We start from the raw sequence: 25,152 nt of genomic DNA, 5'->3' as shown, positions 1-25,152 counted from the left end.
ATGTCCGTTGTGCAGACCCCGTCAATGGCGATTGAAACCCGCCATTTATATAAACGGTTCGGCGATGTTACCGCCTTAGATGACATTAACCTGCAAATAGTGCAGGGGGAGTTTGTCGCGATTATGGGCGCTTCTGGTTCGGGTAAAACGACACTGATGAATATTCTGACCTGCCTGGACACCGCGACAGAAGGTCAGGTGTTTTTAGATGGGATTGATGCTGCCGCACTGGATGAAGAGGGGCGTCGCCGTTTTCGCGCTGAGAAAATAGGGTTGGTATTCCAGCAGTTTCATCTGATCCCGTTTTTAACCGCGCTGGAGAATATCATGCTGGCGCAACACTACCATAGCGTGGTAGATGAAGCGGCGGCCAGGAAGGTTCTGGAACAAGTCGGTCTTGGGCATCGAGTGACGCACCTGCCGAGTCAACTTTCTGGGGGAGAGCAGCAACGGGTGTGCATTGCCCGGGCGCTGGTCAATGAGCCGCCGGTGATTTTTGCCGATGAACCTACGGGTAACCTTGACGAAGAGAATGAACAGCGGGTGTTGGATCTACTCACTGACCTGCATCGGCAGGGGCGCACGATTGTGATGGTGACGCATAATCCGGCGCTGGGGTTATTTGCCGATCGCATTATCCGTTTGCAGCATGGCAAATATCAGGGTGAGGAGGCGAATCAACATGCGCTGGATTAACATATTAACTTTCTCCATTTTGGTTCTGATTAGTGGATGTAAAGAAGAGAAGTTGGTGGTTGGGCGGCAAGCCCCGGCGCTGGCAACATTCGACCTGCAGGGGGGAGAAGCAGGGCTTGAACGCTGGCGTGGAAAGGCTGTTTATCTAAACTTTTGGTCGGCGGGATGCGGTGGCTGTCTTGCCGAAATGGACGCGCTGGAAGCGCTAAGTAAAAAGTGGGGCGATAACGTTGTGGTCGTGGCCGTGAATACCGATCCGGCGACGGTTAACATAGATAACTTACTGGCGAAACATCAGGTTTCTTACCCGGTACTCCGCGATCAGCTTAAGATTTCCCAGGAGCGCTATCAGGTCATCGGCACGCCAACCTCTGTGTTAATTGACAGGGACGGTCGTGTACTGGAATTACACCAGGGGATGCGGAAACCGCCTGAGTTAGATGCAACGTTTGCGCGACTGGCCGCCCGATGAACGCGATACAAAGAGAAACACTATATGGCATTCAGGTGGAATAAAGAGAGTCTGGCCGTCCTGCGTGAAAACGCAGGCGTTCTCACGACGGAGCAGATTGCGGGGATGCTTCGCACTAATATTACGGTTGTGCGCAATATGGCGTATCGACTGAAACTCAGCCTGCGGGTATCCGCCTACAATCAAAAACGTATTGAGCAGGTACAAACTCTCTATACGTCTTCTGAACCACTAAATCTGAAAGAGATTGCTGCAAAAACTGGACTGACATTCAGTACGGTGCAATACATTGTATATGTGAAATTAAAAAGTAAACCATATACCAAACGGGAATATGTTTCCTTTGAAACTGATGATGCGGTTCATTATCGGATACAACGAGAGTTCATTGATACTGAGCGTTCCCTTTTACACAACATCCCAGATAACACGTGCTTTCATCAATTGTATCTGACAGACGGAACCTTATATTGTGCACGTAATATCCGCAGCGAAGTGATTATCTGCGAATAATTGGATGGCATATTTCGTCACCCGACGAAGCAAGTATTCATAGTTGCGTTTAACCTGGCTTATCTTTTTTTGTGGGAAAATAAAGAATGGCCAATGTATACGCATTTGAACCCTCCCTGGTGATGATGATTACCGTCACGTTTGTCCTCGCCGGGATGGTGAAAGGTGTCACCGGTATGGGTTTGCCCACGGTGGCGATGGGGATCCTCGGATCGCTTATTTCTCCGGTCGCAGCGGCGGCGATGTTGCTGTTACCCTCTCTAATTAGCAATCTGTTTCAGTTTGGCGGTGGTGGTAACACTGGCCGATTGCTGCAACGATTGTGGCCTATGCTGCTGGCGGTGGTGATTGCCACTTTGCTTGCAAGTGTCTGGATCACCGGGGGCGACACAACCCGGACCCAGTTTGCGCTGGGTATGGCACTGGTTGCTTATGCTATCTGGACGCTGGCGGGAAAGAAAATTACCGTGGATCCGCAGCGTGAAAAACCCTTTTCCCTTGTCATTGGATTCGTGACCGGTTTATTGACGGGGGGAACGGGGGTATTTGTCATGCCCGCCGTGCCATGGATCCAGTCTTTGGGCTTTGAAAAGGATGAACTGGTACAGGCGCTTGGGATCTCTTTTACGTTTTCGACACTGGCGTTAGCACTGGGCTTGTGGTGGCACAACGCGCTGCCCGTACAATCCCTAAGTTTGTCGGCTTTGGCCATTGTTCCTGCACTTATTGGCCAGTGGATAGGAACCCGTGTGCGAAGAGTTATTTCTCCGCTCGTGTTTAAACGCTGTTTTCTGTTTTGTCTGATCGGGCTTGGCGTAGAGATGATGCTGCGAGCGGCGTGACCTGTGCAGTGACTTTAGGGCGCTCTCATGGCATCGTTCATTCAGCTATTTAGGGTCAAAGGGGGCGTTATGGCATCAGTGGTGTTAAATGAAGAAGAGGACGATCTGGAGTCGAGAATGGCGCTTACTGCGGCGGCAATGGCCGATAAGTCGCGCTCGCGTATGCTGTGCGCCCTGATGGATGGGCGCGCCTGGACTGCAACCGAACTTAGCGCTGTGGCGGATGTGTCTGCGTCGACCGCCAGCGCGCATCTGGCGCGTCTGTGCGAACAACGCTTTGTTGTGGCGCTTGCGCAGGGCAGGCATCGTTATTTTCGCCTTGCGAGTCCCGATATCGCCGAACTGCTGGAGCGCCTGATGGGCGTGGCGTGGAGCACATCCGTACCACGAAAAATTACTACGCCGCTAAGCTTGCGGCATGCCCGAACTTGCTACGATCATCTGGCTGGAGAGGTGGCGGTAAGGCTGTTCGATACGCTGGTTTCCCGCCAGTGGTTAACGCCGGATGGCGAAACGCTGACGTTACTTGGACAGGAAAAGCTGGCGCTGATGGGGATTGTCCTCACTGCTGGCTCATCCCGGCGGAAATTAACCTGTGGTTGTCTGGACTGGAGCGAACGACGTTATCATCCCGGCGGCGTGCTTGGCGCATCGCTGCTGCGCTGGTTGATTGAAAAGCAATGGATAAAAACGCAGACAGGCAGCCGCCACGTTACCTTTACCCCACTTGGTGTGCGCAAACTTCAGACGGAGTTTGGCATCCAAACGACACGGTAGATGCCCCATTTTTGCGAAAGCGTTCCCGGAAAAATGTCATATATCTGTCACACTCTGTGGTGATTGATAACAACAAGAGGTCGTAGGGATGAATAAATCGTTAATCGCCGCCGCTGTGGCAGGGGCTGTATTACTGTCCACCGCCGCGCAGGCGCAGACCGCGCCGGAAGGCTATCAGCTTCAACAAGTATTGATGATGAGTCGGCATAACTTACGCGCACCTTTAGCCAATAACGGCAGCGTTCTTGAGCAGTCCACCCCCAAACAATGGCCAGAATGGGATGTCCCCGGCGGACAACTCACCACCAAAGGCGGTGTGCTGGAAATCTATATGGGTCACTATATGCGAGAGTGGCTGGCAGAGCAGGGGATGGTGAAATCGGGCGAATGTCCGGCACCGGATACGGTTTATACCTATGCTAACAGCCTGCAGCGCACTGTTGCTACGGCGCAGTTTTTTGTCACCGGTGCTTTCCCTGGTTGCGATGTTCCGGTCCATCATCAGGAAAAAATGGGCACCATGGATCCCACCTTTAACCCGGTGATCACCGATGATTCTGCGGCATTTAGTCAGCAGGCCGTTCAGGCGATGGAGAAAGAGCGTAGTAAAATGCAGCTCGACGACAGTTACCAACTGCTTGAGCAAATGACCGACTACAAAGACTCTCCATCCTGTAAAGAAAAACAGCAGTGTTCTCTGACCGATGCCAAAGACACATTCAGTGCTAAGTATCAGCAGGAGCCAGGCGTGTCGGGGCCGCTGAAGGTGGGGAATTCGCTGGTTGATGCCTTCACCTTGCAATATTACGAAGGCTTCCCGATGGACAAGGTTGCCTGGGGCGAGATTAAATCGGATCAGCAGTGGAAGGTGCTGTCGAAGCTGAAAAACGGCTATCAGGACAGTCTGTTCACCTCCCCGGAAGTGGCGCAGAACGTCGCCAAACCGTTGGTGAAATATATTGATAATGCGCTGGTTACTGAACGCGCGAAAGCACCGAAAATAACTGTGCTGGTGGGACATGACTCAAACATTGCTTCGCTGCTTACCGCGCTGGATTTCAAACCCTACCAGCTTCACGATCAGAACGAGCGTACGCCGATTGGCGGGAAGATTGTCTTCCAGCGCTGGCATGACAGCAACGCAAATCGTGATCTGATGAAAATCGAGTATGTGTATCAGAGCTCGCAGCAGTTGCGTAATGCAGACGTTCTGACGCTGAAATCCCCGGCGCAGCGCGTAACGCTTGAGCTGAAAGGATGTCCGATAGATGCGGATGGTTTTTGCCCGATAGATAAGTTCGACAGCGTGCTGAATGAGGCGGCGAAGTAAAAGAAAAACTCCCCCGTGTTCGCGGGGGAGTCTGAGCGCTAGACGTTTTTACGTTCGATAGTCTGTTCACCCCAAAAGAGCGAATCTTTGTCTGTTTTTTCAAAGGCTTTGATGAGTACCTCGTCGCTACCTTCTTCCCAAATTTTTTCCGCCAGTTTTTCGTCATAATTCGCGACTTCAAAAATGGCTTCGGCTATTTCCGGCGATGTATTGCGCAGACTTGCCCATTCACCAACGTGATGAGCTTTCGCTTCTTGAGTTGGCATTCGAATCCTCCTGTTGAAGATTAGCCGTTGAGTTTTACTGCCAGACCCGCGACATATTCACCCTGATAGCGGGCGATAGATAACTCTTCCTGACTTGGCTGACGAGAGCCGTCGCCTCCGGCGATGGTCGTTGCGCCGTAAGGTGTGCCTCCACGAACTTGCGAGACATCAAACAGTTCTTGCGCCGCATAACCGATGGGTACAATCACCATCCCGTGGTGGGCAAGTGTTGTCCAGGTTGATGTAATGGTTTGTTCCTGACCGCCGCCAGTGCCTGTTGAGCTGAATACGCTGGCGAGTTTGCCGTAAAGGCCGCCAGAAGCCCACAGTCCGCCAGTCTGGTCGAGGAAGGTGCGCATCTGGCCGGACATATTGCCAAAGCGTGTCGGGGTACCAAAAATAATGGCGTCGTAATCAGCCAGTTCTTGCGGGGTGGCGACTGGTGCGTTTTGGGTTTTGCCGCCAGCCTTGAGGAAAATCTCAGGCTGCATGGTCTCTGGTACGCGCTTAATAATCACTTCCGCGCCATCTACCTTATTTGCGCCTTCTGCGACTGCATGGGCCATAGTTTCAATGTGTCCGTACATGGAATAATAAAGCACCAGAACTTTTGCCATTTTACACTACTCCTCGAGTTAACTGTGTCCGTAGCGATTCGCTACCTCCCTTTAAAGATATGACGTACGGCCAGGAGTGCAAATTTCACAATCACTTCTTTGATTTATAACAATTTTTATAACAACTGTTTTTGTTGCAAAATGATACATTTTTAACCGAGCGGAATTTGGTAGCCATAAGAAAGACTTATTGATTTCATGCCGCGATTATTAACATCTGGCGGCCATTCCTGTTGCAGAATATTACAGTTCGCCGGTTATCCGGTTACTCTTCACTATGCTTAATCCCACGCAGTAAAAATCAGGGCACGGCCCTTGCGCTGCGTGAGGTATCACTCCTCAGTACCTATGCAATATGATGGCTAATCAATGACGGAGGTCAGTAATGGCAAACCATCGGGGCGGTTCCGGCAACTTTGCGGAAGACCGCGAAAGAGCATCAGAAGCAGGTCGAAAAGGTGGCCAGCACAGCGGGGGCAACTTCAAGAATGACCCGCAACGCGCTTCAGAAGCAGGAAAAAAAGGGGGCAAGAATAGTCACGGCAATAACAAATCGTAATTGTCGGGCTGTCTGTTAGAGATATCGTGACGGCTGAGTGTTCAGAGACAGACGTTACGTCGCCGCCGCCGCCGGGTCGTTCCGGCGGTTTTTTTTGTCTGCAAGGTTGAACTGTAACAAAACGCAACGCAGACTAATGACATTCAGATAATCGGGTGTCTCATGTCATTACTTTCTCGTTATTCCTTCTCTGTTAAACCCCAGGAGGCGATCCTTATTGTGATCACCATGTTCTGGGGCGGAACGTTTTTGGCTGTGCAATATGCTGTCACGCTGAGCGGTCCCTTTTTCTTTGTCGGCGTGCGTTTTGCCACCGCCGCGCTGGCGGTCGCGCTTTTGTCGTTACGCACATTGCATAAGCTAACGTGGCTGGAATTCAAAGCAGGCGTGGCAATCGGTATCGCCATTGCGCTGGGCTATAGTCTGCAAACCTGGGGACTACAGTTTATTCCCAGCAGTAAATCGGCGTTTATTACTGCGATGTACGTGCCACTGGTACCGCTTTTACAATGGCTGTGTCTGGGACGTATGCCCGGACTGATGCCGTGTGTCGGTATTGTGCTGGCTTTTATCGGGTTGATTTTTCTCGCCGGGCCAGGAGGCAATTTGCTGGCTTTGGGCGAAGGAGAGTGGATCACGCTCGCCGGTGCGGTGGCGATTGCGGCGGAAATTATCCTGATTAGCGCGTGGGCGGGAAAAGTGGATGTACGGCGGGTAACGGTAGTGCAACTGGCAACTGCTTCGATAGTGGCGTTTATTGCGATGGGACCAGCCGGAGAGACCGTACCGCCAATGTCTACCGGATTGCTGGTTGTGGCGTTGGGGCTGGGGATTTTCAGTGCGATTATCCAGGTCACCATGAACTGGGCGCAGCGTAGCGTTTCGCCGACGCGCGCGACGGTTATTTATACCGGTGAGCCTGTATGGGCGGGGATCTTTGGCCGTCTGGCGGGTGAACGCTTACCGCTACTTGCATTGCTTGGTGCGGCATTCATTATTGTTGGTGTGCTGGTCAGCGAGCTGAAGTTCAAAAAGAAGAAAGCCGTCCAGCAGGAGGCTCCGCCCGAGTCGCTTTAATTTAACGTTTCAGTGTGCGATTTGTTATGCTGGCGCCCTCAGAACAAGGAGAGGGTGCATGGCTCAAGGCGCAGAGAAAAAAACAGGTAAACGCTCGCAGGCCGTGAGTGCAAAACGCCAGGCTATCTTAACCGCGGCATTAAATGTCTTTTCCCAGTATGGCATTCATGGCACGCGTCTGGAGCAGATTGCGGAACTGGCGGGGGTGTCTAAAACGAATCTGCTTTATTACTACCCTTCTAAAGAAGTGCTCTATATTGCCGTATTACGCCAGATCCTCGATATCTGGCTGGCACCGCTGAAGGCCTTTCGCGAGGACTTTGCGCCACTGGCGGCGATTAAAGAGTACATCCGACTCAAACTGGAAGTGTCCCGCGATTATCCGCAGGCATCGCGACTATTTTGTATGGAAATGCTGGCAGGCGCGCCGTTGTTGATGGCTGAGTTAACTGGCGATCTCAAAACGCTGATTGATGAGAAATCTGCGCTGATTGCTGGGTGGATTAAAAGCGGGAAGCTGGCGCCGGTCGATCCGCATCATCTGATTTTTATGATTTGGGCTTCAACCCAGCATTACGCCGATTTTGCCCCACAGGTAGAGGCAGTGACGGGCGCAACGCTGCGTGATGAAGCCTTTTTTAACCAAACCGTTGAGAGCGTACAGCGGATGATTATTGAAGGGATCCGCGTGCGTTAACCTGCCGGCGGTAACGGACAGCTTAAATCACCTTCTTCGCACTGTAAGAGCGAGGCGAGAAACGCTTCGCGCTCGTTGGTTTTGTCCGTTAAACACTGGCTGGTGATCATCGACTGTATGCTGCCGCCTTCCGTGCCTGAACTGATCAATGCGCAGTCTGCATCGCGCAGGGTAATCCATGCGACCTGTGCTTTTTTCAGTAAATCACGTTGGGTGGGGGCGGCGCGCTTCAGTGCATTCTGATAAGTATCATTTAGCTTTGCGTCGGCCGTCTTATACTGCTCAGCGGCGCAGGCATTCATTTCAATTTGGTTGTTTGCGTTGGCGCAGTCATCCGCCAGTGCGTGACTGCTTAGCAGCAGTGCGGCACAGGTCAGTACAATTCGTTTCATGCTTCCCTCTGGCTTCATAAAAAAGGCTCCGTTGCCGGAGCCTTAATTAACCACAACCTTAGCCGATTGTCATCAGGCTGGCGTTCCCCCCGGCAGCGGCAGTATTGACGCTCAGGGAGCGTTCAATGTACAGCCTCTCCAGCAGAATATTGCTTTCGCCACGGGCAAAGCCCTGGACCGAGACAATCGCCCCTTCGCGGGCTGCCACAGATTCGCACAATGCGCGAAGCTGATCGGAATCGCCGTGGAAAATAACGGCATCAAACGGCTGCGAGCTGATGTTGTCCGCTTTGGCAAACTGAATACGCCCGGAAACCGCAGTTGGCAGACGTTTTGCCAGGTCGCGATGGAATGCATCATCAGGCCACAGGATTAAGCTACCTACGGAAGCCACCGCGGCAACCTGTACCAGTGCATCCTGCTCATCATCGGCGATACACAGCACGCGTTCGCGCGGCAACAGCGTCCAGGTATTGCGCTCGCCGGTGGGTCCTGGCAGCAGGCGTTGCGTTCCGGCCTGTGCGAGTTCGCCAAACTGCTGACAGAGCGCATGCAGCGACGGGCGATCGATTGCCCATGCGGTGAGCGCTTCCAGCGGTTGAATCAGCGCTGATTTAAGCTGTGCATCGACAGGGTAGTCTGCATCCTGACGCGTAAGCGTAATGCCTAACGCATTTTCCGGACGGTTAGCCAGCAGGCGGTACAGATACAGCGGTCCACCCGCTTTTGGTCCGGTGCCTGACAAGCCTTCGCCACCGAATGGCTGCACTCCGACGACGGCGCCGACCATATTGCGGTTAACATACAGGTTCCCCACATGTGCCGAGCCCGTGACCTGGGCGATGGTTTCATCGATACGGGTGTGTACGCCCAGCGTCAGACCGTAGCCGGAGGCATTAATTTGCTCAATCAGGCTGCCCAGATTGTTACGGGTGTAACGCACGACGTGCAGTACCGGACCAAACACCTCTTTTTGTAATTCATCGAAGCTTTCCAGCTCAATAAGCGTCGGGGCGATAAAGGTACCGGTTTGCCATTCCCGCGCATCGTCGCTATTTTCGCGCACGGCCTGGAACACCGGACGCCCTTTGGCGCGCATGGCCTGAATATGGCGCTCAATATTGGCTTTGGCTTCTTCATCGATAACCGGCCCGATATCGGTAGTCAGGCGGCCCGGGTTGCCCATGCGGCATTCCGACATCGCGCCGCGCAGCATTTTCAGCGTATGGTCGGCAATATCATCCTGCAGACACAGGACGCGCAGTGCCGAGCAGCGTTGTCCGGCACTGTCAAAGGCAGAGGCCAGAACGTCGACCACGACTTGTTCCGTCAATGCGGAGGAGTCGACAATCATTGCGTTCATCCCACCGGTTTCGGCGATAAGCGGGATTGGACGCCCCTGCGCATCGAGACGAGTCGCGATATTGCGTTGTAACAGCGTGGCGACTTCCGTGGAGCCGGTAAACATGACGCCGCGAACGCGCTCATCGGAAGTGAGCTGCGCCCCGACCGTTTCACCCTGACCAGGCAACAGTTGCACCACGCCCGGCGGTACACCCGCTTCGAGTAAAATGGCAATACCCTGGGCGGCAATCAGCGGGGTTTGTTCCGCAGGTTTCGCCAGCACGCTGTTGCCCGCCGCCAGCGCGGCGGCAATCTGTCCGGTGAATATAGCCAGCGGGAAGTTCCAGGGGCTGATACAGACCACCGGGCCTAACGGACGATGGGTTTCATTATCGAAGTCATCGCGCACCTGGCCGGCATAATAGTGCAGGAAGTCGACCGCTTCGCGTACTTCCGCAATGGCGTTGCTGAAGGTTTTACCCGCTTCTCGCACCAGGATGCCAATCAACTGCTGCATCTGACCTTCCATCAGCACGGCGGCGCGATGCAAAATAGCGGCGCGCTCTTGTGGCGGTGTGGCGAACCAGATCGGCGCGTTATTTACCGCGTTCTGTAATGCCTGTTCCACCTCGCTGTGAGTCGCTTCACGCACGTAACCGACAATGTCTTTCGGTTCGGCCGGGTTGACGACGGGCGTCATTTCACCGTCAGCAACCGGATGTTCGAGTATTGGCTTAGCGTGCCATTTTTGCAGCGCGCTATTGAGCAGGGCAGAGGACAGCGAGGCCAGACGATGTTCGTTAGCTAAATCCAGTCCGCCTGAGTTTTCCCGGCCTTTACCGTACAGGTCATGCGGCAGGGCAATCTTCGGATGCGGCAGCCCGGCCTGACCTTCCTGCTGTGCCAGTTTTTCAACAGCTTCGACTGGATCGGCAACCAGTTCGTCCAGCGGCAGGGTGGTGTCTGCAATACGGTTGACGAATGAGGTGTTGGCGCCGTTTTCCAGCAGACGACGCACCAGGTACGCCAGCAGCGTTTCGTGCGTGCCGACCGGCGCATAAATGCGGCATGGACGGTTCAGCTTGCCATCAGCGACTTTACCGGTGACCTGTTCATACAGCGGTTCACCCATACCATGCAGACACTGGAACTCATACTGACCTGGATAGTAGTTTTGACCCGCTAACTGATAAATGGCCGCCAGCGTATGCGCGTTGTGGGTGGCGAACTGTGGGTAGATCAGATTCGGTACAGCAAGCAGTTTTTTCGCACAGGCCAGATAGGAAACGTCGGTGTACACCTTACGGGTATAGACCGGATAACCTTCCAGACCGTCCATTTGCGCACGTTTGATTTCGCTATCCCAGTAGGCGCCCTTAACCAGGCGGATCATCAGGCGACGGCGGCTGCGCGTGGCGAGGTCAATCAGGTAGTCGATAACATACGGGCAGCGCTTCTGGTAGGCCTGGATAACAAAACCGATACCGTTCCAGCCCGCCAGCTCAGGTTCAAAGCACAGTTTTTCCAGCAGATCGAGGGAGATCTCCAGTCGGTCAGCTTCTTCGGCGTCAATATTGATACCGATGTCATACTGGCGTGCCAGCAGGGTCAGCGACTTCAGGCGCGGATAAAGCTCATCCATCACGCGGTCATACTGCGCGCGGCTGTAACGCGGGTGCAGCGCCGACAGCTTGATAGAAATGCCAGGCCCTTCATAGATACCGCGCCCGTTTGAGGCTTTGCCAATGGCGTGGATCGCCTGTTGGTACGACACCATATAAGCCTGGGCATCGGCGGCGGTCAGTGCGGCTTCACCCAGCATGTCATAGGAGTAGCGGAAGCCTTTTTCTTCCAGCTTACGTGCGTTAGCCAGTGCTTCTGCAATGGTTTCTCCGGTGACAAACTGCTCGCCCATCAAGCGCATTGCCATGTCGACGCCTTTACGCACCAGTGGTTCACCGCTCTTGCCGATAATACGGTTGAGTGAGCGTGAAAGGCTGGCTTCATTATGCGTAGAAACCAGACGACCGGTAAACAACAGCCCCCAGGTCGCCGCGTTGACGAAAAGTGACGGGCTGCGTCCAATGTGCGACTGCCAGTTGCCGTTGCTGATCTTGTCGCGGATTAACGCATCGCGGGTTGCCTTATCAGGAATACGCAGCAAGGCTTCCGCCAGACACATCAGCGCGACGCCTTCCTGTGAAGAAAGGGAGAACTCCTGCAATAAACCTTGTACCATCCCGGCGCGGCCGCTGGCGGTCTTCTGGTTACGCAGTTTGTCTGCCAACTGATAGGCCAGTTTATGGGCCTGCTCTGCGATGGGTTGCGGCAGACGAGCCTGCTCCATCAGCATCGGCACTGCGTCGGTTTCGGCGCGGCGGTACGCGGCGGTGATTGCTGCGCGGGAAACAGACTGCGGCAGGATCTGCTCTGCAAATTCAAGGAAAGGCTGGTGCGCTTCATTTTGTTGCGCAGTGGATTCCTCGCTCTCATTTGCCGCACCCGCCAGCAGAGCAGGCAGCTCCGGAAGCGCATCATCATTTTCCAGTCTTTCGAGATAATTAAAGATGGCTTGTTTGATCAGCCAATGCGGCGTGCGATCGATTCGTGATGCTGCTGTTTTAATCCGCTCGCGCGTAGCGTCGTCCAGTTTAACCCCCATCGTGGTGGTTCCCATGCCGTTTACTCCTGTTGTACTGAAATACGGGTCTGATAGTTACCGAGAAATATCCACTATGTTGCAACTTTGTGCAACCGTGTTAAATGTGACTTGGTTTGCAAGCTTGGAAATGAATGAAATGTTAATAAATGTGAGTTTTATGATGTGGGCTGTAAAAATTACAAAATCTTTTTCTCTGCGGTAGTTAACACTTTTAAAAGGTGCAACCGAAAAAAATGTGAGAGAGTGCAACCTACAGAAAAATGCTATCTACTCTGGATCAAATTTGATGTAAATGGTGTGTTAAATCGATTGTGAATAACCATCGCTTCCGGCAGGATACGGTCGCCCTGGTCAACATAGATATCTTTGCCACGTTCCGGCAGGGTAATAAAACGGCAAGCCACGGCATTGCTGATACATAATTTTGGAGAGTTTTGATGGCTATTAGCACACCGATGTTAGTGACATTCTGTGTCTATATTTTCGGCATGATATTGATAGGGTTTATTGCTTGGCGTTCGACCAAAAACTTTGACGATTATATTCTGGGTGGACGCAGTCTGGGTCCGTTCGTAACGGCGTTGTCCGCCGGGGCATCTGACATGAGCGGCTGGCTGCTGATGGGGCTGCCTGGCGCGATTTTCCTGTCGGGGATTTCAGAAAGTTGGATCGCTATCGGTCTGGTATTAGGGGCATGGATTAACTGGAAACTGGTGGCCGGGCGTTTACGTGTACACACCGAATACAATAACAACGCGCTGACGTTACCGGATTACTTTACCGGTCGCTTTGAAGATAAAAGCCGAATTCTACGTATTATCTCCGCGCTGGTTATTCTGCTGTTTTTCACCATCTATTGTGCTTCAGGGATTGTGGCAGGGGCGCGTCTGTTTGAAAGCACCTTTGGTATGAGCTACGAAACCGCGCTGTGGGCGGGCGCGGCCGCGACGATCATTTACACCTTTATCGGTGGTTTCCTGGCAGTAAGCTGGACCGATACCGTCCAGGCCAGCCTGATGATCTTCGCCCTGATCCTGACGCCGGTGATGGTTATTATTGGCGTGGGTGGGTTTGATGATTCGCTGGAAGTGATTAAACAAAAGAGCATTGAGAACGTGGATATGTTCAAAGGGCTTAACTTTGTTGCCATCATTTCCCTGATGGGATGGGGACTGGGCTATTTCGGTCAGCCGCATATTCTGGCGCGCTTTATGGCGGCAGATTCTCACCATAGCATTGTCCACGCACGTCGCATTAGTATGACCTGGATGATTCTGTGTCTGGCTGGCGCGGTTGCCGTTGGGTTCTTCGGCATTGCTTACTTCAATAACAACCCGTCGTTGGCGGGTGCCGTGAACCAGAACGCCGAGCGTGTGTTTATTGAACTGGCGCAGATCCTGTTCAATCCATGGATTGCCGGTATTCTGTTGTCTGCGATCCTTGCGGCGGTGATGTCGACGCTGAGCTGCCAACTGCTGGTATGCTCCAGTGCGATTACCGAAGATTTGTACAAAGCGTTCCTGCGTAAAAATGCCAGCCAGAAAGAGCTGGTATGGATTGGGCGTATCATGGTGCTGGTCGTGGCGCTGGTGTCCATCGCGCTGGCGGCAAACCCGGAGAACCGTGTGCTCGGCCTGGTGAGCTACGCCTGGGCTGGCTTTGGTGCTGCCTTTGGTCCGGTTGTTCTGTTCTCCGTAATGTGGTCGCGTATGACCCGTAACGGCGCACTGGCAGGGATGGTCATTGGTGCAGTGACGGTTATCGTCTGGAAGCAGTTTGCCTGGTTGGGCCTGTATGAAATCATCCCGGGCTTCGTGTTCGGCAGCATCGGGATTGTGGTCTTCAGTCTGTGGGGGAAAGCGCCATCAGCAGCAATGCAGAAACGTTTTGCCGAGGCTGATGCGCATTATCATTCAGCACCGCCGTCGCGTTTGCAGGAAGAATAATCAGCCTCTGTCCTCAAGCCCGCCGTGTGCGGGCTTTTTTATTGACCCGGTCGTAAAACCGTCATAACCGTTACCTACCTAACCTTTTACATTCAGTCATCATTCTCAAAACATTCTGCTTGAGTTTTTCTTTGCTGTAATGATAATCACTATCACTGTAATTTACTTTTCTTTGCATCAGTTGACTGAGAATAACGTTAAAGGGTACTTCGCATGTTTGTTCCATTTCTAATTATGTTGCGCGAAGGGTTAGAGGCCGCGCTGATTGTCAGCCTGATTGCCAGCTACCTGAAACGGACTCAGCGTGGCCGCTGGATTGGTGTGATGTGGATTGGTGTTCTGCTGGCGGCGGCGTTATGCCTGGCGTTAGGGATTTTCATCAACGAAACCACCGGTGAATTTCCGCAAAAAGAACAGGAGCTGTTTGAAGGCATCGTGGCGCTCATTGCCGTGGTGATCCTCACCTGGATGGTTTTCTGGATGCGTAAAGTTTCCCGCAACGTCAAAGTCCAGCTTGAACAGGCTGTCGATAACGCGTTGCAACGCGGTAATCATCACGGCTGGGCGCTGGTGATGATGGTCTTTTTTGCCGTTGCCCGTGAAGGGCTGGAGTCTGTCTTCTTCCTGTTGGCGGCATTTCAGCAGGATGTGGGTATTTGGCCACCGCTAGGTGCGATGCTGGGACTGGCTACCGCGGTGGTACTGGGTTATCTGATTTATCTCGGCGGGATTCGCCTCAATCTCGGGGCTTTCTTTAAATGGACCAGCCTGTTCATTTTGTTGGTTGCCGCAGGTCTTGCTGCGGGGGCCATTCGTGCATTCCACGAAGCCGGGTTATGGAATCATTTCCAGGACGTGGCGTTTGATATGAGCAGCGTTCTGTCAACGCATTCGCTGTTTGGCACATTGATGGAAGGGATCTTCGGTTATCAGGAAGCGCCAAGCGTCAGTGAAGTTGCTGTCTGGTTTATCTATCTGATTCCGGCATTGATTATGTTTGCACTACCGCCGCGTTCAGGCACTACGGCATCGCGTACCGCACCTTGATAAAAACGCGATGCAGAATACTTTTTAGTTACAACATACTTATTTATAGGGATAGGTTATGACGTTTAATTTTCGCCGTAGTGCGCTGCAGTTGGGTATTGCCGCGCTGTTTGCATCCGCTTTTTCTGCACAAGCCGCCGATATTCCGCAGGTGAAAGTCACGGTTAACGACAAACAGTGTGAGCCGATGACCATCACGGTTAACGCCGGGAAAACGCAGTTCATCATCCAGAACCACAGCCAGAAAGCGCTGGAGTGGGAAATTCTTAAAGGCGTTATGGTGGTTGAAGAGCGCGAAAACATTGCACCAGGCTTTAGCCAGAAAATGACGGCTAATCTGCAGCCGGGTGAATATGATATGACCTGCGGTCTGCTGACCAACCCGAAAGGCAAGCTGATCGTGAAGGGGACTGCAACGGCAGATGCCGCGCACAGCGACGCTCTGCTGAGCCTGAGTGGTGCAATTACTGAATACAAAGCCTATGTAACGGCAGAAACCGCGCAACTGGTGACAGGCACGAAAGCCTTCACGGATGCCATTAAAGCAGGCGATCTGGAGAAAGCCAAATCGCTGTATGCGCCAACCCGTCAGCATTATGAGCGTATTGAGCCAATTGCCGAATTGTTCTCCGATCTCGACGGCAGCATTGATGCGCGTGAAGATGATTATGAGCAAAAAGCCGCCGATCCGAAATTCACCGGCTTCCACCGCCTGGAGAAAGCGCTGTTTGGCGACAATACCACTAAAGGTATGGACAAGTACGCCGACCAATTAAACAGTGATGTTCTTGACCTGCAAACGCGTATTAGCGAGCTGGCTTTCCCACCGTCTAAAGTGGTTGGCGGAGCAGCAGGGTTGATTGAAGAAGTTGCTGCCAGCAAAATCAGTGGGGAAGAAGATCGCTACAGCCATACCGATCTGTGGGATTTCCAGGCTAACGTCGATGGCGCGCAGAAAATTGTCGATCTCCTGCGTCCTCAATTACAAAAATCCAATGCTGAACTGCTGGCGAAGGTGGATGCGAACTTCAAAAAAGTCGATACCATTCTGAGCAAGTACCGTACCAAAGACGGTTTTGAAACCTATGACAAACTGACCGATGCCGATCGCAATGCGCTGAAAGGGCCAATCACGACGCTGGCGGAAGACTTGTCGCAATTACGCGGTGTTCTGGGTCTGGATTAAGCACTATGCAGCAAGATAATGAAAACGGCGTGAGCGAACCGTCACGCCGACGTTTACTGAAAGGGATGGGCGCCCTGGGTGGGGCGCTGGCGCTGGCGGGTGGATGCCCGGTCGCTCACGCGCAAAAAACGCAAAGCGCGCCGGGAACACTGTCACCTGATGCACGCAGTGAACAACAACCGTTTTATGGCCAGCACCAGGCCGGGATCCTGACGCCGCAGCAAGCCTCAATGATGCTGGTGGCGTTCGATGTGCTCGCCAGTGATAAAGCTGATCTTGAGCGTCTGTTTCGTTTACTAACCAGCCGGTTTGCGTTTCTAACCACCGGTGGGCCGGCACCAGAAACGCCGAATCCACGTTTACCGCCAATGGATTCCGGTATTCTTGGGGCATACATAGCGCCGGATAATCTGACGATGACGCTGTCGGTTGGATCTTCACTGTTTGATGAGCGCTATGGTCTGAAAGCACAGATGCCGAAAAAACTGCAAAAAATGACGCGTTTTCCGAATGACTCACTGGATGCAGCGTTATGTCATGGCGATTTGCTGTTGCAGATTTGCGCCAACACGCAGGACACCGTTATCCATGCGCTGCGCGATATCATTAAGCACACGCCTGATCTGCTCAGCGTGCGCTGGAAGCGGGAAGGGTTTATTTCCGACCACGCCGCACGCAGTAAAGGTAAAGAGACACCTGTCAATTTGCTGGGATTTAAGGATGGAACCGCGAATCCCGACGCAGCCAATGCAACGCTGATGCAAAACGTGGTGTGGGTCACTGCGGAGCAGGGGGAACCGGCATGGGCACAAGATGGTAGCTATCAGGCCGTCAGGCTCATCCAGTTCCGCGTGGAATTCTGGGACCGTACGCCGCTTAAAGAGCAGCAAACGATTTTCGGCCGCGATAAACATACCGGCGCACCGCTGGGTATGCAGCATGAGCATGATGTGCCGGATTACGCCAACGATCCCGAAGGCGAGGTAATTGCACTCGACAGCCATATCCGTCTGGCAAATCCGCGCACCAAAGAGACTGACTCCAGTTTGATGATGCGCCGTGGCTACAGCTATTCGCTCGGCGTGACCAATTCTGGTCAACTGGATATGGGACTGTTGTTTGTTTGCTATCAGCACGACCTGGAAAAAGGGTTTTTGACGGTGCAGAAACGCCTGAACGGTGAAGCGCTTGAGGAGTATGTCAAACCTATTGGTGGGGGATACTTCTTTGCCTTGCCGGGCGTCAAAACTGCAGACCATTATCTGGGACAGGCCCTGCTCGAAGCATGATGATTGTGCCCCGCAGTGCGGCGGGGCATTTCCTGACACTCTGATGAATGAAAAAATTATTTTTCATGATCGGCGGCGACTGAAATAATTCTGTCATCTCTCTGCAAGAGACTGTTGCTGGCGATAAGATGAAATTAAGTTAACAATAAGTAAAAATATTGTTGCATTAACGAAGGGTTATGATGTAATTATAAGTAATAGCGGTAGTTCCCGGCGGTGATAGTCGTTCACTATGGAGATCGCGAATGGAAAAGTCCTGTACTGGACATGTTTTTCAACGTTATTGCAGTCCCTTACGCGGACGTTTCTCTTCCGGTAGCCATCTCGTCACCGTTAAATCTCTCTCCCTTTCACTTCTTATCCTTGTAACTGACACCCTGTACGGTGCGCGTAGCCGTGTATGGCGTCTTATCCGAAGGCAGGCAATGGCTTACAAGGAAGCCAACCCTCAGGTGTTCGTGCGCATAATCGTGCCGCCAACGGCGCGTGTGATGTATACCTACAACTCAAGGTGCTATCCATGGGAAGACAAAAAGCAGTGATCAAAGCTCGTCGCGAAGCAAAACGTGTGCTGAGGCGGGATTCGCGTAGCCATAAACAGCGCGAAGATGAATCGGTCACCTCGCTTGTGCAGATGGGCGGCGTAGAAGCGATTGGTATGGCGCGTGATAGCCGCGACGCCACACCGATCACGGCGCGAAATGAAGCTCAGGCGCACTACCTGAATGCTATCGAGAGCAAGCAGCTGATCTTCGCCACCGGTGAAGCCGGGTGTGGTAAAACCTGGATCAGCGCGGCGAAAGCAGCAGAAGCCCTGATCCACAAAGATGTGGACAGGATCATTGTAACCCGTCCAGTTCTGCAAGCTGATGAAGACCTCGGCTTCTTACCTGGGGATGTCTCCGAGAAGTTCGCTCCCTATTTTCGTCCGGTTTATGACGTGCTGGTAAAACGTCTGGGAGCCTCCTTTATGCAATATTGCCTGCGACCTGAGATTGGTAAGGTAGAAATCGCGCCGTTCGCGTATATGCGGGGACGTACATTTGAAAATGCTGTTGTTATTCTGGATGAGGCTCAGAATGTGACTGCTGCGCAAATGAAGATGTTTTTGACCCGACTCGGAGAGAATGTGACGGTGATTGTGAATGGGGATATTACCCAGTGCGATCTCCCCGCTCATGTTCGTTCAGGGCTAAGCGATGCGCTGGCCCGTTTCGAAGAAGATGACATGATTGGGATCGTTCGATTCAACAAAGATGATTGCGTTCGCTCGGCACTGTGTCAGCGGACGCTCAATGCTTACAACTGATCTGTTTTGCGTCTTCAAGGCCCGGGAAACCGGGCTTTGTTTTTTGTACCCCTATGAGCACAACGGACTGATGGCGTGGCCAACATTGTTGGTGAGGTCAGGTGTTCACGTTGTATCCCGCATGGGAAAATAGCTATAAAAAAGCCGCTGGTCGCGGCTTTTTAAATAAAACTGAGGTTACTGTGGGAACCACTGGTCACTGATTTTCTGGTACGTGCCGTCCGCTTTGATGGCCGCCAGCGCACTGTTCAGTTTTTCCAGCAGGGCTTTGTTATCCGGGCGAACAGCAATACCAAGACCCGTACCAAAGTATTGCGGATCGGTGACTTTTGCCGTTGCAGTACCTAACTGTGGATTAGTTTTCAGCCACTCATTGACGACGGCAGTGTCGCCAAATACGCCATCAATACGGCCATTTTTCAGGTCGATAATCGCATTCTGATAGCTGTCGTAGGCCACGGTTTTTACTTCAGGATGTTTGTCCTGCAGGTATTTCTGGTGCGTGGTGCCGTTTTCCATCCCAATACGTTTGCCTTTCAGATCATCAAAGCTTTTATAGGTGTCTTTCTTCGCAATTACCAGCGCTGAGTTGGCATAGTACGGCTGGGTGAAGGAAACCTGCTTGCTACGTTCAGGCGTGATGTCCATGCCGGAAATCACCGCATCATATTTTTTGAATTTCAGCGCGGGGATCAGGCTGTCAAAAGCGTGATTGGTGAAAGTACAGTCAGCCTGCATTTGTTTGCACAGCGCCGTCGCCAGATCGATGTCAAAACCGACAATTTTATTGCTGGCGTCCAGCGACTCAAATGGCGGGTAAGTCGCTGATACACCGAAATTAATTTTATCTGCAGCTGAGGCGCCAGCGGCGAAAGTAGCAAGTAATGCGGCCAGTACTAACTTTTTCATGGTGGAACTCCCGTCTGTCAATCTTATGATTATTTACCGTGTCTGCGGCGTGGATTAACAATGCCATTTAATGAATTTATATGCAATAAAAATGATTAAATATTTTTATTGGCATAAAAAAAGACGGGCAATTGTGACACTTGCCCGTCTTGTGTTTTTCAGTTTATGCAGTTATTCGGCTTAATTACGCTGTTCAAACGCCAGCGCTTTACGTTCGATTAAGCGCATCATCAGCGTCAGCAAGCCGTTGACGATCAGGTAAATCACACCCGCAGCACCGAATACCATCACGTCATAAGTACGACCGTACAGCAGCTGGCTATAACCCATAACTTCCATCAGGGTGATGGTGTAAGCCAGTGAGGTACTTTTAAATACCAGCACCACTTCGTTGGAATACGAGGAGAGGGCGCGTTTAAAGGCGTACGGCAACAGAATTGCCAGCGTATCCTTTTTACTCATCCCCAGCGCACCACAGGACTGCCACTGGCCTTCCGGGATTGCTCGAATCGCACCGTAAAACAGTTGCGTGGTATAGGCCGCACTGTTTAAGGACAGCGCGATTAACGCGCACAGCCACGGTTCGGACAGCAAATGCCAGAGCACCGGATATTCCTGCAGCGCAGGGAACTGCCCTGGTCCGTAGTAGATCAGGAAAATTTGTACCAGCAGCGGTGTACCGGTAAACAACGTGATATAGGCGCGAACCAGCCAGACCACAATCGGCGTCTTAAGCGTCAGGATGACAGTGAAAATCAGCGCCAACACCAGAGCAACTACGATGGAGGCGACCGTCAGCGTCAGGCTGGTATGCAGCCCTTTCAACAATTCAGGTAAATACTCAAGCATCAGCCCGGTCTCCGCTCAAAACGTGTCGCGCGCAGGTCAATGCGTTTGAGAATGTACTGACTCACCAGCGTAATCACCAGGTAAATAGCGGCCGCCACAATGTACCAGGTAAAGGGTTCCTGGGTACGGGTAGCGATGCTCTTGGTTTGCAGCATCAGATCGTTCACGCTGATGAGGCTGACCAGCGCGGTATCTTTCAGCAATACCAGCCACTGGTTACCGAGCCCCGGCAGAGCGTGACGCCACATTTGCGGCATCACCAGGCGAAAGAAAATCGCGGTTTTAGATAAACCCAATGCCTGACCTGACTCCCATTGCCCGAGTGGTACGGCCTTCAGCGCGCCACGCAGCGTTTGCGACGCGTAAGCGGCGTACAGTAATGACAGCGCAATCACACCGCACAGGAACGGGCTGACGTCGAAGTTTTCGATCTGCATCTGCACCGGAATTTGTACAAATCCGAGATTGATCGTAAAGCCATCGGCCAGCGTCAGTAGCAACTGTGAGGAGCCGAAATAGATAAACAGAACCACCAGAATTTCTGGTAACCCGCGCAGAATGGTGACCAGCGCTGAACCTGCCCATGCCACTGGACGCCATTTTACTGACTCCCAGACGGCAAAAAACATGGCGAGCGCGAGGCCGATGATCAGCGCACAAACGGCAAGGCCGACAGTCATCCCGGCGGCGCTTGCTAAAGGAAAAAATTCATTCATCAAATATTACTTCTGGAACCATTTGTTGTAGATGGTCTCGTAAGTCCCATCTTTCTTCACTTTTTCCAGCGCAGCGTTAAATTTCTGCTGCAGCTCGGTATTGCCCTGGCGCACAGCAATGCCCAGACCGGTACCGAAGTAATCTTTATCCGTGACTTTGTCACCAACCGCGGCCAGTTTCGGATTGTCTTTCAGCCATTCCGTTACTACTGCGGTATCACCAAAGACGCCGTCAATACGACCGTTTTGCAGATCGAGTTTGGCATTCTGATAACTGTCATACGGCACGGTAGTCACTTCCGGATGTTTATCCATGATGAATTTCTGGTGCGTAGTACCGTTTTGAACACCGACTTTTTTGCCTTTCAGCTGATCAATGCTGGTGTATTTACCCTGTTGGCCAACAAACAGCGCAGAGTTGTCGTAATACGGGGTGGTGAACAGAACCTGTTTTTCACGTTCAGGCGTGATGTCCATACCGGCCATCACCGCGTCAAAACGACGGAATTTCAGGCTCGGGATCAGGCTGTCGAAGGCCTGATTGGTGAAGGTACAGGTAGCGTCAATCTCTTTACACAGCGCATTCGCCAGATCAACGTCAAACCCTACGATCTTGTTGTTAGCATCGATCGATTCAAATGGAGGATAAGACGCTTCGGTGGCGAAACGAATGGTTTGGGCTGCGGTAGCGGAAAGGCTAAAACCTGCGATTAGCGCGGCAATCAGAACTTTTTTCATTGTATTGTCCCGAATCTTAGTGAGAAAGATAGTTTTTAAACGCTTCGGTTTGCGGGTTGGCAAAGCAGCTCGCATCCCCAAACTCGACGATATGACCGTTTTCCATGTACACCACGCGACTGGCCGTTTTACGAGCAACTTCCACTTCGTGGGTGACGATCACCTGAGTAATATTGGTTTCTGCCAGCTCACGAATGATGCTGACGATTTGGGCGGTAATTTCCGGATCAAGCGCTGCGGTAGGCTCATCAAACAGCAGCACCTGTGGCTCCATCATCAATGCGCGGGCAATAGCCACACGCTGCTGCTGGCCGCCGGAGAGATGCAGCGGATAGCGATCGCTGTATGGCTTCAGGCGCAGACGTTCCAGCAGTTTCTCGGCGCGCGCCATCGCTTGCTCTTTTGTCAGACCCAGTACGCGGCAGGGCGCTTCAATCAGGTTCTGCACCACCGTGAGATGCGGCCAAAGATTATATTGCTGAAAGACCATGCCCACGTTTTGACGCAGATCCCGAATGGCTTTATCTGACGGGGTTTTCGTGAAGTCGAAACGGTTACCCGCAATAGAGAGCGTGCCCGAGCGCGGCATCTCAAGCAGGTTGAGTACGCGCAGTAGCGAGCTTTTCCCGGCTCCACTTGGGCCAAGTAACACCAGTGTTTCACCCTGAGGGCAATCCAGCGTGATATCGAACAGCGCCTGATGTGCGCCGTAGAAGCAGTTAATGCCGTTTAATTGAATACTCATTGACACTCGATACTGGCAGTCTGATAGCTATTGAAGCCGCAGATACTACCTTTGACAGAATAGTTATGCAATATTTATGCGTTAAAAGTTAAATGCAAACCGCATTCTTATCTAAACATAGCACAAAATAGCGGGGCTACCAGTGGGCAAGAATAATTGTCGGCATTCTATGCAGAATGCCAGACAATTTAAGGGGTTTATGATTTTGACGGTGAATGGGGCGGTTAGCGGTTTTCGACAGACTGGCGCAGCGTCCCGGCTGGCGCGTGTACGCTGCCGCCCAGATAACGCACATCATCGATCACCCAGCACTGGCCTTCGCGGATCATTAGCACTTCATCGCGCCAGCTCTGATCGCCTTGTTTGAGTTCGACGCGCAGCGGAATATTGCGTGCATCGCTATTCGGAATGGTTGATGCGCTGGCGACGCTGGCGCTATCTGGTAATGTGGCACGACTGGAGAACGGATCGCTGTTAAACAGAGCGCGATGCGCGTTATCACGGCTGGCATCGTTCAGCAGTTTAGCCAGGTTGTCGCTGAGGTATGGGCGCAGGGCGGTAAGATCGTTGTTTCGATGCTGAATACGGTAATCATAGAATTGTTGAGCCACGCTGTCTGGCCCGCCTTCTACGCATGAACCGCTACGCGTGCCGTTATCTTTATAGACCGGCGTCACGGTAGTACAGGCGCTGAGAAGGAGTGCACAGGGAACCAGCAGAGAGAGTTTCGAGTAGCGCATAATGATTTCCTTATTAGCTTTCTACTATTAGTATTCTACGTTGATATACACGTCATACTTCAAGTTGCATGTGCGTTGGCTACGTGCGTTCACCCCAGTCACATAGTTATCTATGCTCCTGGGGATTCACTCTCTTGCCGCCTTCCTGCAACTCGAATTATTTTGTGTATAGAATATATCCTTTCAATGATAGTGGATCGGTTCGATAATGCTTTTGAGATCGTGCTCTTAGCGCAAAAAGGAGATTAACCATGCAGTTTTCGACTACCCCTACGCTGGAAGGGCAGAGCATCGTGGAATACTGCGGTGTTGTTACTGGCGAAGCCATTTTAGGCGCGAACATTTTCCGCGATTTTTTCGCCGGCATTCGCGATATTGTCGGCGGTCGCTCCGGCGCGTATGAAAAAGAGCTGCGTAAAGCGCGTGAAATTGCTTTCCAGGAGCTGGGTGAACAGGCCAAAGCGCTGGGTGCTGATGCGGTGGTCGGTATTGATATTGATTACGAAACCGTGGGCAAAGACGGCAGTATGCTGATGGTGAGCGTCAGCGGCACGGCGGTGAAAACCCGCCGATGAAGCGTCTGTTGTGTCTGCTGGCATTTACGCTGTTGCTGGTGGGATGTGCTGGCGAAAAAGGGATTGTCGACAAAGGCGGGTATCAGTTAGATACCCGCCGTCAGGCGCAGGCTGCTTACCCGCGCATTAAAGTACTGGTTATCCATTACACGGCCGATGATTTTGACTCTTCTCTGGCTACGCTGACCGATAAAAACGTCAGCTCGCACTATCTGATCCCGGCTGTGCCGCCGCTCTACCACGGCAAACCTCGTATCTGGCAACTGGTGCCGGAAAAAGATCTGGCCTGGCATGCGGGGATTAGCTTCTGGCGTGGCGCTACGCGTATTAACGATACCTCGATTGGCATTGAGCTGGAAAACCGCGGCTGGCAAAAATCGGCAGGGATAAAATATTTTGCGCCGTTTGAGCCCGCGCAGATTCAGGCGCTGATCCCATTGGCGAAAGATATTATCGCCCGCTACGACATCAAACCGCAGAACGTGGTAGCCCATGCGGACATCGCGCCGCAACGTAAGGACGATCCTGGACCGCTTTTCCCATGGAAAGTGCTGGCCGAACAGGGAATTGGCGCGTGGCCGGATGCTCAGCGCGTGGCATTTTATCTTGCCGGGCGAGCGCCTCATACGCCGGTAGCAACCGAATCTTTACTCGATCTGCTGTCGCGCTACGGCTATGAGGTAAAATCTGACATGACGCCGCGTGAACAGCAGCGGGTGATTATGGCGTTCCAGATGCACTTCCGCCCGACGTTGTGGAACGGCGTGGCGGACGCAGAAACTCAGGCGATTGCTGAAGCGTTACTGGAAAAATATGGGCAGGGCTAACGCAGAACACCAATGCCTGATGGCGCTTCGCT

Annotated in this window: 26 protein-coding genes; 16 read left to right on the top strand and 10 right to left on the bottom strand. The window is 52.4% G+C overall.

Going from position 1 to position 25,152, the window contains the following annotated elements; all coding sequences use genetic code 11:
• The 6 genes from G8S19_RS14395 (at nucleotide 1) to agp (ending at nucleotide 4,630) form a co-directional block, all read left to right on the top strand.
• Nucleotides 1-696, top strand: coding sequence for an ABC transporter ATP-binding protein (locus tag G8S19_RS14395; protein WP_048212087.1), 696 nt, complete (start codon nucleotides 1-3; stop codon nucleotides 694-696).
• The gene (locus G8S19_RS14390) at nucleotides 683-1,168 is read left to right on the top strand and encodes a TlpA disulfide reductase family protein (protein ID WP_253685428.1); all 486 of its coding nucleotides are present in this window, start codon (nucleotides 683-685) and stop codon (nucleotides 1,166-1,168) included. Before G8S19_RS14395 ends, G8S19_RS14390 begins: the two co-directional genes overlap by 14 nt.
• A gap of 24 nt (nucleotides 1,169-1,192) precedes the next feature.
• On the top strand, nucleotides 1,193-1,681 hold the full coding sequence (locus G8S19_RS14385) for a hypothetical protein (protein WP_061067652.1): 489 nt from the start codon (nucleotides 1,193-1,195) through the stop codon (nucleotides 1,679-1,681).
• Between the two features lie 86 nt (nucleotides 1,682-1,767).
• The gene (locus G8S19_RS14380; protein ID WP_101741507.1) at nucleotides 1,768-2,523 is read left to right on the top strand and encodes a sulfite exporter TauE/SafE family protein; all 756 of its coding nucleotides are present in this window, start codon (nucleotides 1,768-1,770) and stop codon (nucleotides 2,521-2,523) included.
• 69 nt (nucleotides 2,524-2,592) lie between these two features.
• Entirely contained in the window at nucleotides 2,593-3,300 is a 708-nt protein-coding gene (locus G8S19_RS14375; RefSeq protein ID WP_048212084.1) for a helix-turn-helix transcriptional regulator, read from the top strand.
• Between the two features lie 88 nt (nucleotides 3,301-3,388).
• Entirely contained in the window at nucleotides 3,389-4,630 is a 1,242-nt protein-coding gene (gene agp / locus G8S19_RS14370) for a bifunctional glucose-1-phosphatase/inositol phosphatase (protein ID WP_101741505.1), read from the top strand.
• Nucleotides 4,631-4,668: 38 nt separating this feature from the next.
• Here agp and G8S19_RS14365 read toward each other — a convergent pair whose 3' ends face one another.
• Nucleotides 4,669-4,896 carry a YccJ family protein gene (locus G8S19_RS14365; protein ID WP_061067654.1) on the bottom strand — a complete coding sequence of 76 codons (228 nt, stop codon included), beginning with the start codon at nucleotides 4,894-4,896 and terminating at the stop codon, nucleotides 4,669-4,671.
• A gap of 20 nt (nucleotides 4,897-4,916) precedes the next feature.
• Entirely contained in the window at nucleotides 4,917-5,513 is a 597-nt protein-coding gene (gene wrbA / locus G8S19_RS14360; RefSeq protein ID WP_003832057.1) for an NAD(P)H:quinone oxidoreductase, read from the bottom strand.
• 385 nt (nucleotides 5,514-5,898) lie between these two features.
• Here wrbA and G8S19_RS14355 point away from each other — a divergent pair, with 385 nt between their 5' ends.
• The 3 genes from G8S19_RS14355 (at nucleotide 5,899) to rutR (ending at nucleotide 7,846) form a co-directional block, all read left to right on the top strand.
• The gene (locus G8S19_RS14355; RefSeq protein ID WP_003036022.1) at nucleotides 5,899-6,072 is read left to right on the top strand and encodes a general stress protein; all 174 of its coding nucleotides are present in this window, start codon (nucleotides 5,899-5,901) and stop codon (nucleotides 6,070-6,072) included.
• Between the two features lie 162 nt (nucleotides 6,073-6,234).
• Nucleotides 6,235-7,149 (top strand): DMT family transporter, encoded by a 915-nt coding sequence (locus G8S19_RS14350; RefSeq protein ID WP_124021569.1) that lies wholly within the window; start codon nucleotides 6,235-6,237, stop codon nucleotides 7,147-7,149.
• 58 nt (nucleotides 7,150-7,207) lie between these two features.
• Complete coding sequence (gene rutR / locus G8S19_RS14345) at nucleotides 7,208-7,846, top strand: HTH-type transcriptional regulator RutR (protein ID WP_048212080.1); 639 nt, start codon at nucleotides 7,208-7,210, stop codon at nucleotides 7,844-7,846.
• Here the strand turns inward: rutR and G8S19_RS14340 are convergent.
• Nucleotides 7,843-8,238: a lysozyme inhibitor LprI family protein gene (locus tag G8S19_RS14340; RefSeq protein WP_124021570.1), complete on the bottom strand. Its 396-nt coding sequence runs from the start codon at nucleotides 8,236-8,238 to the stop codon at nucleotides 7,843-7,845. The two genes, rutR and G8S19_RS14340, sit on opposite strands and share 4 nt — an antisense overlap.
• A gap of 58 nt (nucleotides 8,239-8,296) precedes the next feature.
• Complete coding sequence (putA, locus tag G8S19_RS14335; RefSeq protein WP_253685426.1) at nucleotides 8,297-12,259, bottom strand: trifunctional transcriptional regulator/proline dehydrogenase/L-glutamate gamma-semialdehyde dehydrogenase; 3,963 nt, start codon at nucleotides 12,257-12,259, stop codon at nucleotides 8,297-8,299.
• A gap of 422 nt (nucleotides 12,260-12,681) precedes the next feature.
• On the opposite strand from putA, the gene putP reads away from it, so the two are divergent.
• The 5 genes from putP to phoH all read left to right on the top strand — a co-directional run bounded on the left by putP (nucleotide 12,682) and on the right by phoH (nucleotide 19,021).
• Nucleotides 12,682-14,190, top strand: coding sequence for a sodium/proline symporter PutP (gene putP, locus G8S19_RS14330; protein WP_048212078.1), 1,509 nt, complete (start codon nucleotides 12,682-12,684; stop codon nucleotides 14,188-14,190).
• Between the two features lie 213 nt (nucleotides 14,191-14,403).
• Nucleotides 14,404-15,237 (top strand): iron uptake transporter permease EfeU, encoded by an 834-nt coding sequence (efeU, locus tag G8S19_RS14325; RefSeq protein WP_124021572.1) that lies wholly within the window; start codon nucleotides 14,404-14,406, stop codon nucleotides 15,235-15,237.
• Nucleotides 15,238-15,295: 58 nt separating this feature from the next.
• Nucleotides 15,296-16,423 (top strand): iron uptake system protein EfeO, encoded by a 1,128-nt coding sequence (efeO, locus tag G8S19_RS14320; RefSeq protein ID WP_048212076.1) that lies wholly within the window; start codon nucleotides 15,296-15,298, stop codon nucleotides 16,421-16,423.
• 5 nt (nucleotides 16,424-16,428) lie between these two features.
• Nucleotides 16,429-17,712 (top strand): iron uptake transporter deferrochelatase/peroxidase subunit, encoded by a 1,284-nt coding sequence (gene efeB / locus G8S19_RS14315; RefSeq protein ID WP_172741418.1) that lies wholly within the window; start codon nucleotides 16,429-16,431, stop codon nucleotides 17,710-17,712.
• 520 nt (nucleotides 17,713-18,232) lie between these two features.
• Nucleotides 18,233-19,021, top strand: coding sequence for a phosphate starvation-inducible protein PhoH (gene phoH, locus G8S19_RS14310; protein WP_005122110.1), 789 nt, complete (start codon nucleotides 18,233-18,235; stop codon nucleotides 19,019-19,021).
• A 177-nt stretch (nucleotides 19,022-19,198) separates the two neighbouring features.
• Here phoH and artJ read toward each other — a convergent pair whose 3' ends face one another.
• From artJ to G8S19_RS14280, 6 genes are all read right to left on the bottom strand, one after another.
• Nucleotides 19,199-19,930, bottom strand: coding sequence for an arginine ABC transporter substrate-binding protein ArtJ (gene artJ / locus G8S19_RS14305; protein WP_048212074.1), 732 nt, complete (start codon nucleotides 19,928-19,930; stop codon nucleotides 19,199-19,201).
• Between the two features lie 180 nt (nucleotides 19,931-20,110).
• The gene (gene artM / locus G8S19_RS14300) at nucleotides 20,111-20,779 is read right to left on the bottom strand and encodes an arginine ABC transporter permease ArtM (RefSeq protein ID WP_048212073.1); all 669 of its coding nucleotides are present in this window, start codon (nucleotides 20,777-20,779) and stop codon (nucleotides 20,111-20,113) included.
• The gene (gene artQ, locus G8S19_RS14295; protein ID WP_040231854.1) at nucleotides 20,779-21,495 is read right to left on the bottom strand and encodes an arginine ABC transporter permease ArtQ; all 717 of its coding nucleotides are present in this window, start codon (nucleotides 21,493-21,495) and stop codon (nucleotides 20,779-20,781) included. Before artQ ends, artM begins: the two co-directional genes overlap by 1 nt.
• 6 nt (nucleotides 21,496-21,501) lie before the next feature.
• Nucleotides 21,502-22,233 (bottom strand): arginine ABC transporter substrate-binding protein ArtI, encoded by a 732-nt coding sequence (artI, locus tag G8S19_RS14290; protein WP_003027298.1) that lies wholly within the window; start codon nucleotides 22,231-22,233, stop codon nucleotides 21,502-21,504.
• Between the two features lie 16 nt (nucleotides 22,234-22,249).
• Nucleotides 22,250-22,978, bottom strand: a complete 729-nt coding sequence (gene artP / locus G8S19_RS14285) for an arginine ABC transporter ATP-binding protein ArtP (RefSeq protein WP_003027295.1) — start codon at nucleotides 22,976-22,978, stop codon at nucleotides 22,250-22,252.
• A 224-nt stretch (nucleotides 22,979-23,202) separates the two neighbouring features.
• Complete coding sequence (locus G8S19_RS14280; RefSeq protein WP_115643593.1) at nucleotides 23,203-23,718, bottom strand: lipoprotein; 516 nt, start codon at nucleotides 23,716-23,718, stop codon at nucleotides 23,203-23,205.
• A gap of 251 nt (nucleotides 23,719-23,969) precedes the next feature.
• On the opposite strand from G8S19_RS14280, the gene G8S19_RS14275 reads away from it, so the two are divergent.
• Both G8S19_RS14275 and G8S19_RS14270 read left to right on the top strand, forming a co-directional pair.
• Complete coding sequence (locus G8S19_RS14275) at nucleotides 23,970-24,293, top strand: heavy metal-binding domain-containing protein (RefSeq protein ID WP_001160725.1); 324 nt, start codon at nucleotides 23,970-23,972, stop codon at nucleotides 24,291-24,293.
• Nucleotides 24,290-25,120 carry an N-acetylmuramoyl-L-alanine amidase gene (locus G8S19_RS14270; protein ID WP_124021575.1) on the top strand — a complete coding sequence of 277 codons (831 nt, stop codon included), beginning with the start codon at nucleotides 24,290-24,292 and terminating at the stop codon, nucleotides 25,118-25,120. The genes G8S19_RS14275 and G8S19_RS14270 overlap by 4 nt, the downstream gene beginning before the upstream one ends.
• Nucleotides 25,121-25,152 lie beyond the last annotated feature (32 nt).

The organism is Citrobacter sp. SX206, assembly GCF_024181025.1.
Classification (GTDB): Bacteria; Pseudomonadota; Gammaproteobacteria; order Enterobacterales; family Enterobacteriaceae; genus Citrobacter; species Citrobacter youngae.
The sequence above is the reverse complement of the archived record's forward strand: the minus strand, read 5'-3'. Positions and strand labels throughout refer to the sequence as shown.